This is a genomic window from Ruminiclostridium papyrosolvens DSM 2782, from assembly GCF_029318685.1.
Classification (GTDB): Bacteria; Bacillota; Clostridia; order Acetivibrionales; family DSM-1351; genus Ruminiclostridium; species Ruminiclostridium papyrosolvens.
In genome coordinates, this window is sequence record NZ_CP119677.1 from 1,128,172 (window position 1) to 1,141,524 (window position 13,353).

Genomic DNA, 13,353 nt, shown 5'->3' on the forward strand with positions numbered 1-13,353 from the left:
ATAGCCCTGATTTAGTCAGAATGAAAATACTAAGATTTAACCTATTTATTGATACTCCGCTCCAAGCCATTTTTTAAACTTTGAAGAATTACGCAGAGCATAAAAATGATATAAGAATGGAAAAAACCTGTTCAGTACATTCAAAACTGTAAACAACTTTGAGGGGTAAATAAATCTTTTATCTTTGAGGATTCCCTTAACCATTGCTTTAGCCACTTTGTCGGTAGATTGAACAGGCCATGGGACAGGAGCTTTATTGCCGGCGTTTTTGAAAAAGTTGGTATCGGTGGCAATAGGGTAAACAAGTGAAAGATGCCCCTTGTCATTTTCTTCATATCTATAAACGTCACCAAAGGAATGTACAGCTGCTTTAGTGGAGCAGTACAGTGAATACCCCGGCAAAGCAACTTTGCTGACAGCTGAACAGGTAATTAAAACCGAATACTTTCTGCCCTCATTCATGACCTTCATTTTTTCCAGTGAATAGATGGGTGAAACCACATTTGTCAGATATATTTTTTCGATATGCTCCCAATCCGCCTCCTGTATATCTTCACAGTAGGCAAATCCTGCATTGGCAATAAAAATATCCACTTTTCCAAAGGTTTTGGTTGCATACTCAAACAGCATATCAATATTTTCTTTGTTTGAAACATCACATGAATAAGTAATGATTCTATTGCTAAATTTAGGTATGTTATTTACATTTCTGGCTACTGCGATTATGTCTGCGTCATATTTTGAAAGTTCCTTTAATACTTCCTTTCCTATACCGGAGGAAGCACCGGTTAAAATTATTTTTTTACCATTTATATCCATAGTAAATCACCTGTTTCTTAATGATATTTTTATAACTGTCGGCTTACTGCATATGTAAGTTCCTGTAAATTGAAAATACCGTCATGTGAAGTTCCGGGACGATGCATTGACATTTCACCGGGACTTGTAATAATACTTACACCCAGCCTGGCCATGTCTTCAATAAATTCCTCATTGTTTCCGCTGTATCCCATCGTTTGTAAATAGTCCTTGATATTGAATTCTACATACTTATAAACCTCGGTTATATCTTCATACGGGCAAACGAACACAAATCTGTAAAAACATTTGTCCATGTCTTCTTTATCAGGCATTCCGTTATTAAGTATAACTGTGTAGTCGGCGTTGAACGAAGAAAACATTTCAACTTTGTTTTTCAAACCATACTTCAGCGTGCAATACTGCCTGTCTTGTATGGTTTTTATGGAATTCCAGGAGGTCATATAAGCTTTTGGAAAAACAGATGCCATATTATTCAGTGCCCCTGCAAGGGACTGTGAGAATTCCACAACATCCAGATTTTTGTTAACAAAAACAATTCGAGGGGAAAGGCAGGCTTTTTGCTCCCACATTACCATATCTGTTGCAACATTCTGTGCGGTTTTTTGAATATCTTCCATCTCATCAATAACCTCGAAGCTAATCTTGGCACCATGTGAAATAAGATCCACACCGTATTTTGCACAGATTTCTGCAATGCTTTTTCTAGATTCCTCACCACCCCAATGGATTACGTTATTGCAGTCTTTTATTACCGTTTCATATATGTCCGGCTGACTGCTGTCAAAATAAACCACAGACAGTCTGTCAGAAATGCTCGCATCTATTTCACATAAGCTTTTGTAAAATGCATATGCAAAATACGGTTCGTCTCCTGATACTTTTACCAGATTGCAGTTTTTTGACAGAAGCCCCATTGACATACTGACCGGAATTACTACGAAAGCGTTTCCTGAAATATTGTGAAAAACAGTTCCTCTAGGCTGCCTTTTTACATAGCCGTAACCTGTCTTCACCCAACTGTCGAGAATTTCCGGAAAGCAAAGCTCTTCCTTTATCATTTTTTCAATATTTTCTCTCAGAAGCATTGAAAAGGAGCCCATAAGCTCACTTTTGACAAGCTCCGGACTTTGGTTTACTATTTTAGACATAATATCCAGATGTTGTGCCATGTAATTATCGTTTAGCCACAGTTTTGCACATTTGTCCAATAAATCAATGGTTTTATCAAGGGATATACCATGAGCTTTCTTTTTATTATTATTCAGCCGGGATATTTCTTCACTCAGTTCAGCTTTGTTCGCACAAACCAATTCCAGCTCAAGTCCGTTTACCTTCTTATTAATAATATTGCTTCCGGTTGAGTATTCAATTCTCATGCTACGTCACTCCTCACACTTAATGTAGCTCCGCACCCTTTTGCTTCAGAGCCTTTTACCCTTCCTGTGATGCTGAGAGTCATACATTTTTGTCCGCATTCAGGACAGCAATCTGTTGAAATAATTTCAGCCATATCATCTACAAGTACAGAAGCTCCTGCGTATGCGTTTGTACCGTAAGCATTCAAAACCTGTATAAAACCCTTGGCTCCTTTATGTTCTAAAGGTTCAAGAGTTTTGGGGTCTCTTATTATTATTTTTATCCATTCGGGCACATGAAAATAGTAGTCTTTGAACTCCTTAGAATAATGTCCGGTTATTGGAGTACTATTTTCAGTAAAAGAATATGTATCAATAAAGTTTTCTTCAGGAATCCCAAGAAATTGAGAAATTTCCTCAACAAATCTGAACCGTTCAATTTCTTTTTCGGAAGAAATATTACCTTTTTTGCCATCCCAGCCTCCTCCACCGGTATGAACGATTGCATTTTTTCCAAGCCTTACGGGGGAGATTTCGTTTTTAATCTGTTCCACTGTATTATATAGTAAAAGAGTAGAGCCTCTTATGGACAAATCGTCATTTTGGTCATTATGACGATTAATAAAATCTATAAAGGTGTTAATGTCTAAAACAAAGTCATTATCTACTAACTTCAGTAAAAAGTTTGTGTTTTTGCTAAAATTGAAGACACTCATTACATTGCCGATATAAGATTCTGTAGGTTTGCCGAATATTAACTGACTGGCATAGCTGTTCATCTCATGAGGATGCGGGTAAAATACGCAATCATAGCCTCCATTTGGACGAAAAATATCATTTTGAAGTTCCACAAATTTTCTTAATTGAGTAATATCAGACTCAATTCTTCCAACGATACTTGGATCACCTGAAGTACTGCTGGAAATAGTCCATTTATCAACCTCATCAGGCTTTACCCTTAGCAAATCTTTGAATAGCATATTCGATTTTTTAAAAAGTGTTGTAGCTACAAACGGAACTCTTTTTATATCATCTTCGCATAACAAATCATTATATGGATTAAAGGACTGGTTTTGACTCAACAACCTGTATCCCGGACAATCTTCGTACTGGCCCTCTAAGTTTTTTTTGAAATCTGAAAAAAACTGTGATGTGTACATTTTTGTCACTCCTTTTGCAAATTATTAAATATGTAATTATAAATATTTGAATTTAAAATATATTTAAAATACAAATATTTACATATAAAAGTATATTACTTAAATGGGTTTTTGTTAACTGCCAATTTTGTTATTAAATTGCTCAAATTACATATTGTGTAAAGAATATCGCCGCTTTTCTCTATTATGATTTGATTTTTACGTAAAAGAAAAGGTATGCTTAATTCCATATACTGGATTGTTATAGTAGAATTAAAAAATAATAAAGGTACTTCTGTTTACTTGAGATGTTTTTAATAAATTTTGGCATACAGTGAACCTTTCATGGTACAATTTACACTCTTATTATAAAGGAGCTCCTATTAATGTAGAAAGGGGAATGCTTGTGGAAGATAAAGAACTTATTGAGCGATGTCAGCGTGGTGATGCAGCCGGTTTTAGCCAGATATACAGTTTGTATGGTAAGAACGCCCTTGGCACGGCTTATCTTATTTCAGGCCATAAAGGTATCGCAGAAGATATTGTACAGGAAGCATTTATTCAATGCTTCCTGTGTATAAAAAAATTACAAGCACCGGAAGCCTTTGATGTATGGTTTTATAAGATTTTACTAAGGACCGGTCGTAGGATGGTAAAAAAACACAATCAAGTTATTTCTGTTGGTGATAGAAATATTGAGGACTTTAGTGCAGAATCCGGCTCTGATAGCGGACTACACAAAAGTGAGACTAGAATGGAAGTAAGGAATGCTCTGGACAAACTGAGTTTGCCACTGAAAACAGTTGCTATATTATATTACTATAATGATATGACAGTTGAAGAGATAGCCAAGGTGCTGGGGTGCTTTTCAGGAACTGTAAAATCCAGACTCCATAATGCAAGAAAAAAGCTTTATGGGGAGCTCAATGGTGTATTTTATGATAATCAAGAAGAGGGATTTAATATATTGTAAAAGAGAGGAGCGATACAGATGAATAATAATCAATTATTCGATAATATAATTAAAAAAAATATAAATGACACAGCTAATGAGATAGAAGTATCTGAGAATAGTATTCAGGAAATTCTTTTAGAAGTTAATAAGCGAAAAAAGGAAAAAAACCTTTATACCGGTTTTAAAAAATATGCTGCGGCTGCAGTTATAGCTTTTGTTTTAATAGTTGTAACATTTGCCGCGTCTGATAATGTAAGGGCCATAGCTGTAGGATTTATTAGTAATATTAAAACAGTATTCATTATGGATAAAGACAATAATATTATTGAAAGGCCTGCTAACGAGGTTTTAATTAATCCCAGTATTAGCAAAGCTACCTCTTTAAATGATAAAGAGCTATCTGAAAAACTGGGAATCAAGATTCGTATTCCTGAAAAATTTTATAAAGATTTAGATTTACAGAAAAAAGCTGAGGTAGTTGCTTTTAATAAGACACTAAGTTATGAAACCTTTGACACATTAAAAGATGTTGTTGAAAATGCTATTAATGATGAAAATGCTTTTAAAAGTCTTCATGAATATCTGCCATACAGAAGTGTTTCGTGTACTTACAGAAACGGTAAAGGAAACATTTTTAATATTGCTGTCATGGATACCTCTGTTAAAGTATTTTCAAATAATCATGATATTTCAAAAGTTGTACAAACAAAAGTGGGGAATATAAATGCACAATGGATAGTTGAATCATTTACTGATTACAAGGGCAAAGACATGACCAATAAACCTGTGGGAAAGGGAACAGCAAATGCATTATTTTGGACAACTAAAGGTTCTACCTATACGATTGTAACCTTAGACGACAAACCAATGTCTATGAATGAAACAGTAAAAATAGCAGAGGCATTTATGAAAACTCAAAAGTAATATACCTTAAATAATCCAAATTCGAGACACAAGAGTTTTTCTTAAAAAGAAGGCTTTTTGTGTCTTGTTTTATGTTGCGTTACCAACATACTCAAATTTCTAGCATTACATAAAGTATATTAATATTAACTTAGTATACGTACATAAGTTAACCATCACTCATATAATGTTTATGAGCTTACGCATTTATCAGTATGCTCTATCCATAATTTTAGGAGGTGAATTTAAAAATTGATTGAATTAATCGTAAATGGCGGTTTTGAGACTGGCTCATTTCCTCCTTGGCTTGTAGACAATGCAAGTATTACTTCTCTGTATAAGCACTCCGGAAATTTTTCTGCGTTGCTTCAAGACGGAATTTCGGTAATATATCAAATTATACAAGGAACTTTTAGCGATAGCTGTGATTTTTCTGCATATCTTGGAAAGGTAGGAGCCCAACCTAATCCGCTTACAACAATTACCATTTCATATTTCAATGCTTCTTTTAGCTATCTAGGACTAGGTTTGGTAATAAGCATTCCGGCAGGAACTCTTCCAGATGCGGCTCTGGGTAATTGGCAGGAATTCACAGGGGTAACTGTGCCCGCCCCTGCCGGGACAACACAGGCTATAGTTTCAATCAGTAAGCAGGCTGAGGCAGGCACAGCTAATGTAGTTGTAGATGATGTATCTTTGATTAGCGGAGGTACACCTCCAGTTGGCCCGACAGGCCCGACAGGCCCGACAGGACCAACAGGCCCAATAGGCCCGACAGGACCAACAGGGCCAACGGGAGCAACAGGAGCAACTGGAGCCACAGGCCCCGCAGGCCCGACAGGAGCAGGAGTTACCGGAGCCACAGGTCCAACGGGTGCAACAGGAGCAACTGGAGCCACAGGCCCCGCAGGCCCGACAGGAGCAGGAGTTACCGGAGCCACAGGTCCAACGGGCGCAACAGGAGCAACTGGAGCCACAGGCCCTGCAGGCCCGACAGGCCCAACGGGAGCCACAGGACCCGCGGGACCAACCGGACCAACTGGTACGGTAGAGCCTAATCCTTTTGAGGTTTACGTGCAAGCAGGTGCAGTAGGAGGAGACGGTACACAGGCGAGTCCTTTTGGAACTATACAGGAAGGCTTGGACGCTGTATCTCCTACAGGAACTGTACACGTACTGGGAGGGACTTATCCCATTACGTCTACAGTGACAGTAAATAAAACAGGTGTGACATTGCAGGGATATCCCGATACGCTTATTGTATTGCAAGCTGCAGTAATAGCTTTTCTTGTTACTGGAAGCGGTATTACTATTGATGGCTTGACTATTACCAGTAATGCTGCATATGCAGTTGAATTTATTCAACTTGCAGGAGCAAATCATAAACTTGCTGACAATGTGATTTATGGACCGCCTCAAGCAGGGCCGTCTACTGACTGGGTAGTAAATCGTGGATTTGTAACGCAATCAAATGTAACAAATTTGATTGTTGAAGAAAACATCTTTTACTCTCTCAGACAACCTGCATATTTGAATCCTAATTCTACAGGTTATATTATTAATAATATTGTTTACAACACACGTGGATTTGTTGTTGATGGTGCGATCTTTGTTATTTCAGGGAATTCGTGGGGTAATCCGGAGAATGCAGTTGATATTGCATTACTTGTCGGCACACCTACGGGGGCTCCTTACGATCCGTTGACCGAATTAGTAAACAGTAATAGTGTTGCTACAATCAGTGATCAAAGGTAACAGATAAAAATGCACATTGAAGTGCCATAAAAACTGCCAGTAGAAATAATCTGCTGGCAGTTTTTATGGTGTTTGTAAAAAATATTACTGTAATAAAACTCCAAAATTTATATTACTAATGCCAAAAAGATTTACATTGAAATGTAAAACATTTACAGACTATAATTAAATTAGTGTTGATAAAAAGTCTTATTAAAAGTTCTTAATCTATTAAGATAAGAACTGTTCAAAGGAGGAAAAACAATGTATAGTTTAAGAAAAAGACTGTTATCATTAGTAATGGTGGTAAGTATTTGTCTTTGTGTAAGTTCAGTTTCTAGTGCTAATCAGGATAACCAAACCACTTCACAAGCCGTAACTGCAGCGGCAGCAGCACTTATCGGTGATCTGAACGGAGATGGTGCGATTGATGCACTTGATTATTCTCTAATGAAGCAATTCTTAATTGGTACCGTTACAGACCTACCTGTTCAGGATGATTTATATGCTGCTGACCTTGATGGTGATGCAAAAATAACAGCATTGGATTTATCCTTATTAAAGCAATATATTTTAGGACTCATTACAAAGTTTCCTAAAAATCCGCCTTCAAACATTACTACTGTTATAATGCCTTTGGGAGATTCAATAACTGACGGTATAACTGTACCGGGAGCTTACAGAATAAAGCTATGGAGTAATATAACAAATGCCGGACAAAAAGTTGATTTTGTAGGCTCTATGTCAAACGGTCCCAGCCAACTTGGTGATAAGAACCATGAAGGCCACTCCGGTTGGCGTATTGATCAGATTGATTCTAACATCAATGGATGGATGACTACATATAAACCCAAAATTGTTTTATTACACATAGGTACAAATGATATCTCACAAAAATATGATTTGAATAATGCACCTAACAGGTTAAGTTCGTTAATTGACAAGATATGTGCTAAATTACCAAGTGATGGCAAGCTCTATGTTGCTAAAGTTATTCCTATAAGCTATGCAGATGTCAGGAACTATAACAATCAAGTGGCTCAAGTTGTCCAAAACAAGGCTAGTCAAGGAAAGCCGGTGTTTGTTGTTGATATGTACAGTGCAGTTACTACATCCGATTTAGCTGATGGAGTTCATTGTAACCAAAATGGCTATAACAAGATGGCGGATGTTTGGTATAATGCTATCAAAAATGATTTAGGTAAATAAGAAAATATTAAGAAGTTCATAAGATATAATTCAAACTTGGCTCCTTATACTGTGGTTAAATTATATTAACACAGTATAAGGGGTTGTTTTATTATGGAACGAAAAGGGAAAAAGAAAAAATCAGGAATGTGTATATTGGTTGTACTTATGATGATGGCGGTTATTGCTGTTTTTGTTTACAAGATAGAACCAAATCCAACTGTCTCTATAGCTTTGGACAAGCTGAACAGTCCTAACGCTATTCTGATTCGTTTAAAAGATCACACTACACTTCTGGATAAAAATAGCGGAGTAAAAATTTATCCTGCTTCTTTAACTAAAATAATGACAGCAATTGTTGCTCTGGAAAATATACATGATCTTAAGGAAGAAATTAAACTTACAAATTCTACGTTCCGGGGGCTGTATGAAGCAGATGCATCAATGGCAGGTTTTCAACCCGGTGAGCAGGTGAGAGCATTAGATTTGCTATATGGAGTATTATTGCCAAGCGGTGCTGAGTGCTGTGTCGGACTTGCAAATAAGGTTGCGGGTTCACAGCAGAATTTCGTAAAAATGATGAATGAAAAGGCTGCAAAACTTGGTATGAAAAATACCCATTTTGAAAATGTGACCGGACTTCAGAATGAAAACCACTACACAACAGTAGCGGATTTGGCTATTCTTCTGAGTTATTCTTTGAAAAATGATACTTTCCGGGAGATTTTTACTTCAGCTCGCTATTCCACAAAACCTACTAATAAGCATACTGATGGGATAACCTTTAACAGCACCATGTTTGAAAAACTCAACAACAAAAAAATTACTGGTGGTGAAATTCTAGGAGGAAAAACGGGATATACCAGTGCAGCTGGGTTGTGTCTTGCAAGTCTCTCCAAAGTGGGTACTCAAGAATATGTTTTTGTTACAGCCGGTGCAAAGGGAGACAGTCACTCGGAACAGTTTAATATAACGGATGCAATCGCTGTATATAGCAGCATAGGAAAATAAATAAAAAGAAACTTCCACTACTTGTATAGTTTTTGTGATTACTATATAAAAACATAGTGACTTACTGTCATTGCGAGAATGATTAACAAAATCGTATAATCCAATTAGAAGAATATGTAATAAATTCCTGAAAAACATATTTTCAAAACTATTTGGAAGGAGAATGATGTTATGAAAAAGATGGTGACTGGAAAGGTAGTTTGTTTTATTTTAGTGATTACACTACTATTAACATTGCTTGTGCCTGTGGTATATGCAGATTCAGACTATGAAGTGAAGTATACAACCATGTCTGAGTGGGATTCTGCATTTCAAGGGCAAATCGAAATTGTGAACAAAAGCAACAAGGAGCTTGATCAATGGAAGATTGAGTTTGACTGGGATAAAATTATCTCACAGATTTGGAATGCAAGACTGGAAAGAAATGAGGGCGGACACTATATTATCAGGAGTGAAGCATATAATCAAATTATTCCACCGGGAGGAAAATTATCTTTTGGTTTTTTGGGTACAAACGGACAAAATATTTCAGACCCTACTAATTATTCCGTAACGGATATTTACGATGAATTGGCAAAAAAGGATCTTGAGTGGCAAAATTATCTTGGAATTATGCAAGGTACTGCTTTTCAAAAGTCCTGGGCAGATGGAATGGTTACAGCTACTACGAGCTTTGAATCAGATGAACCCTTCAGGATAGGCTACGAGATTATTGAAAAGAACCCTGTTGAGAAGTACATTCAAGCCAGATATGAGAATGTGGAAATACCGACAAAGGATGGTATCAAGCTTAAAGGTATTTTCTTCCCTGTTTCCTGTCCAAAGGGAACAATAATCATGCTTCATGGCCGTGGGAGTACAGCATTGTGGGAGGTACCTAAATTAAAATTCCTTCTTGACAATAGTTATCAGATTCTGGTATATAATTCAAGAAGCTGGAATTATCATACTACTCCTGAAAAATACATAGGGCTAATGAAAAATGATTTGGACGATATTGGTTGTTCTATAGATTATTTAAAAGGAAGATATGATGTAGATAAAAGCAAAATAGGCATTTATGGATTTTCTTATGGTGCAAATAAAGCTCTGATGGAAACCGCGCTCAGAAGCGATGTAAAAGTTCTTATATCGGATGGAGCAACACAAAATATACCCACGTATTCAGAATATTTTACATGGGAAAGAATAGGACAGGATTTTTTGAATATTTACGAAGATAAATTCGGACAGGGCTCTGCGTCATTAGGTATAGACTTTTTTCCATCAATATTTACAAATGCTTTAAGCAGCATAAATATTCCAGTTTTATTTATACAGGGGCTGAATGATACTTCGGTTCCGGTAGAGGATGTAGAAGTACTGTACAATTCGGCAAATGCGCCTAAAGACAAAATTATTCTGCCTCAATCCGGTCACTGTAACGGTGATTTAACAGAAGATAAGACTTTATACGAAAGTAAGATACTGGATTTTCTAAATACCTATTTGAATTAAAATCAGTTAAGAATCCGCTGAAAAGCCCTTTTAAATAGGCCTACGGCGGATTCTTTAAGTGTTATATACATAATAATGTGTTAGGATTAACTTGAGTCTGTGAAATGAAAGGGTTATCATGCCATGTGGATGAGGTACATTCTTCCGGGTACAAATGCAATAGTTTCATTTATTACAATAATTGCATTATTACTGAGGAAAAATAAAAATGCCATTGAAAAAAGTTATATTACATTGTCTCTGTTCTGGCTTAATTGGTCTGTAGGAATAATTTTCACAGTGAAATGGGGTCTTGCACCATTCGGTGAGTACTTATATTGGATTAAAAATATTTCAGCTTTCGCAATGGGGCCTATATGGCTTGTTTTCAGTTTTTATTATACAAATAGCAGAATAATTCGAAACAATAAATGGAGAATGGTAAACATCTTTTTTTTAGTAGTTCCTTCTTTGATTATGTATATTATAAGCATTACTAATAAATATCACGGAGCTTTTTTGGCATATGATTATGCCAGACTTAGAGTAGCAGGCTACAAATGGGGGTTCTGGGTTCATATGATTCTGCAATATGTTTATATATTTGCAGGGTGTTATTTTATTTGGGTACATGGAATGCGCAGCAGAAGCTATATAAGGAAACGTTCCTTCATTATTGTAGGAGGAACGTTATTTTCCCAAATTATTATAATCGCGTATTATTTATCAGGAATATATTTAATTTATAATGATATTGATATTGCTCCCAGTGTTTTTTTGATAGTTATGATTTGCATTTTTATTGCTTCTGTAAAGTATAAGTTTTTAAATCTTCTCCCCATGGCATTACCAAAAATTATGAGGAACTTAAGGGAAGGTATCATTATAGTTGATTTGGAAGGTAAAATATCAAGTCAGAATACTGCATTTTATAATATGTTTAATAATTTTATCAATATTGAAGAGGTAAATGCAAAAGAATTTTCTAGGGAGCTATTGAATAAGTGCCTATGTGATGAGAATGGCAAAAAGGCAGTGAAAGCTATCAGGGAAGGCGGATATGAAGGAATAAAAGGAGAAGTGGCTCTGACTTCTGAAATATATTTTCAGATTAATTATCAACCGCTTTTTGATAAAAATGAGTTTATGGGGGCAGTAGTCTCTTTCTATGATATAGGAGAACATAAATTACTGACGAAACAGCTTAATGAAAAGAATAATCGGCTTTTAGAGGCAAACATAAGACTTCAGGAACATGCAAAAGTTGTAAAAGAACTTGTGATAGCACAAGAAAGGAACAAATTTGCATCTGAAATCCACGATTCTGTCGGGCATTCGCTGTCAGTTCTCGGTGCCCTTTTAGAAGTATGCAGGCTGTCGTTTTCGGAAAAACCCGAACAAACCTACAAAAAAATTGAAACAGCATTAAACATTTCCAAGAAGGCACTTGGTGAACTACGTTTATCAGTTTCAAATTTCACATCGCCGTCATTTGAGAGAACTCCGTTATTTGAATCAATAGAATCCATGATTCACTGCTTTGAACAGACAGGAATAAAAGTTGATTTTACTCTGCATGGGAATACTATTCATCCTCTGGATAAGGAGGTTTCAAATACGGTCTTTAATATCTGCCGAGAAGCATTAACAAATTCATTAAAACATGGCAATGCAAAAACTATAAATATTATATTTAATATTAATAACAATAATCTCGTACTTTTTATTTTTGATGATGGAAAGGGCTGCAGTAATCCATTAAAAGGTATAGGGCTCAGTGGTATGGAAAACAGGGTTAAAAATTTAAATGGGAGCATAGCTTTTGGCTCAGGTGGAGAGACTGGATTCAGTATACATGTTGAAATACCTTTATCAGATTAATTTCCTTTTTGCTGCGTATACTGCAAGCTGAATTCTATCTTTTAAATCCAACTGGCTTAAAAGCTTATAGACAATATTTCTGACTGTACCTTCAGCAAGGTATAGTGTTTCGCCGATTTCTTTATAGCTTTTCCCATCCGCAATTAATTTTATTATAGATATCTCCCTTGGAGAAATATCTATAGCTTTTTCCGGCTCGGCAGATACAGTATCTATTTTGCTGACAATATTTGACAGAACGGAATCCTCAAAAACCCTTAAACCAATATGTATACTTCTTATTGAATGATGAAGCTCCAATAATCCCATATCTTTTGTTATGAAACCGTCTGCCCCATATTTGACTGCTTTTGTTACACTGACTTCGTCATTGAAAGTTGAGAGAATGACAATTTTTATTTCCGAATACATATGCTTAATAAGTCTTGTAGCTTCAAACCCATCCAGTTCAGGCATTTTAAGATCCATTATAATCATATCGGGAGTATTACTATTGCAAAAATCCAATGCTTCCTTTCCGCTGGATACAAGACCGATAACTTGCATTTCTTTATCGCTTTCTATCATGAATTTGAGACTTTCGCGAAACATTTGCATATCATCAGCTATTACAATTTTAATCATACTGGTACACCTCTCTTTTAGATTTAACAACAGTGCAAGCTGAGGGAGTGACTCCATTTTAGTATATTATAATTTATGGTAAATTTCATTCATGAGTCTTTCTATTAACACGTTTTCTTTTTGCTCAATTACAGAAAGACTGTCTACTATAGTTTTTATAGGGCCTTCAAGAGTAGAAAATTTTTCTGTAATCAATTATATAATTGTTGAGGAAAAACAGAGAACTAATTTTATAAGCTATTTCAATAATATTAAATAAAAGTAG

At 35.9% G+C, this 13,353-nt stretch carries 11 protein-coding genes; 7 read left to right on the forward strand and 4 right to left on the reverse strand.

The genetic code is table 11. The features are described from left to right. Positions 1-45: 45 nt before the first annotated feature. Genes P0092_RS05035 through P0092_RS05045 form a run of 3 tightly spaced genes read right to left on the reverse strand, consistent with a single transcriptional unit; the run spans position 46 to position 3,337 of the window. A complete protein-coding gene (locus P0092_RS05035; RefSeq protein ID WP_004616860.1) occupies positions 46-819 on the reverse strand; it encodes an SDR family NAD(P)-dependent oxidoreductase in 774 nt (257 codons plus the stop codon). A 29-nt stretch (positions 820-848) separates the two neighbouring features. Further along, the gene (locus P0092_RS05040; RefSeq protein WP_004616862.1) at positions 849-2,198 is read right to left on the reverse strand and encodes an acyl-CoA reductase; all 1,350 of its coding nucleotides are present in this window, start codon (positions 2,196-2,198) and stop codon (positions 849-851) included. Continuing rightward, complete coding sequence (locus P0092_RS05045) at positions 2,195-3,337, reverse strand: LuxE/PaaK family acyltransferase (protein ID WP_004616864.1); 1,143 nt, start codon at positions 3,335-3,337, stop codon at positions 2,195-2,197. Before P0092_RS05045 ends, P0092_RS05040 begins: the two co-directional genes overlap by 4 nt. A 379-nt stretch (positions 3,338-3,716) precedes the next feature. Between P0092_RS05045 and P0092_RS05050 the strand changes: the two genes are divergently transcribed. The 7 genes from P0092_RS05050 to P0092_RS05080 all read left to right on the forward strand — a co-directional run bounded on the left by P0092_RS05050 (position 3,717) and on the right by P0092_RS05080 (position 12,464). Beyond that, complete coding sequence (locus tag P0092_RS05050; RefSeq protein ID WP_242831711.1) at positions 3,717-4,289, forward strand: RNA polymerase sigma factor; 573 nt, start codon at positions 3,717-3,719, stop codon at positions 4,287-4,289. Between the two features lie 18 nt (positions 4,290-4,307). Next, entirely contained in the window at positions 4,308-5,195 is an 888-nt protein-coding gene (locus P0092_RS05055) for a hypothetical protein (RefSeq protein ID WP_004616867.1), read from the forward strand. Positions 5,196-5,426: 231 nt separating this feature from the next. Beyond that, positions 5,427-6,929 (forward strand): NTTRR-F1 domain, encoded by a 1,503-nt coding sequence (locus P0092_RS05060; protein ID WP_004616869.1) that lies wholly within the window; start codon positions 5,427-5,429, stop codon positions 6,927-6,929. A 243-nt stretch (positions 6,930-7,172) separates the two neighbouring features. After that, the gene (locus P0092_RS05065) at positions 7,173-8,117 is read left to right on the forward strand and encodes a GDSL-type esterase/lipase family protein (protein ID WP_004616871.1); all 945 of its coding nucleotides are present in this window, start codon (positions 7,173-7,175) and stop codon (positions 8,115-8,117) included. A gap of 93 nt (positions 8,118-8,210) precedes the next feature. Further along, the gene (locus P0092_RS05070) at positions 8,211-9,107 is read left to right on the forward strand and encodes a D-alanyl-D-alanine carboxypeptidase family protein (protein WP_004616873.1); all 897 of its coding nucleotides are present in this window, start codon (positions 8,211-8,213) and stop codon (positions 9,105-9,107) included. Positions 9,108-9,278: 171 nt separating this feature from the next. Next, positions 9,279-10,604, forward strand: a complete 1,326-nt coding sequence (locus P0092_RS05075; protein WP_004616875.1) for a cellulose binding domain-containing protein — start codon at positions 9,279-9,281, stop codon at positions 10,602-10,604. A 129-nt stretch (positions 10,605-10,733) separates the two neighbouring features. After that, the gene (locus P0092_RS05080) at positions 10,734-12,464 is read left to right on the forward strand and encodes a histidine kinase N-terminal 7TM domain-containing protein (protein WP_276187092.1); all 1,731 of its coding nucleotides are present in this window, start codon (positions 10,734-10,736) and stop codon (positions 12,462-12,464) included. On the opposite strand, the gene P0092_RS05085 is transcribed toward P0092_RS05080, so the two are convergent. Further along, complete coding sequence (locus tag P0092_RS05085) at positions 12,456-13,088, reverse strand: response regulator (RefSeq protein ID WP_004616878.1); 633 nt, start codon at positions 13,086-13,088, stop codon at positions 12,456-12,458. The genes P0092_RS05080 and P0092_RS05085 overlap by 9 nt on opposite strands. Positions 13,089-13,353 lie beyond the last annotated feature (265 nt).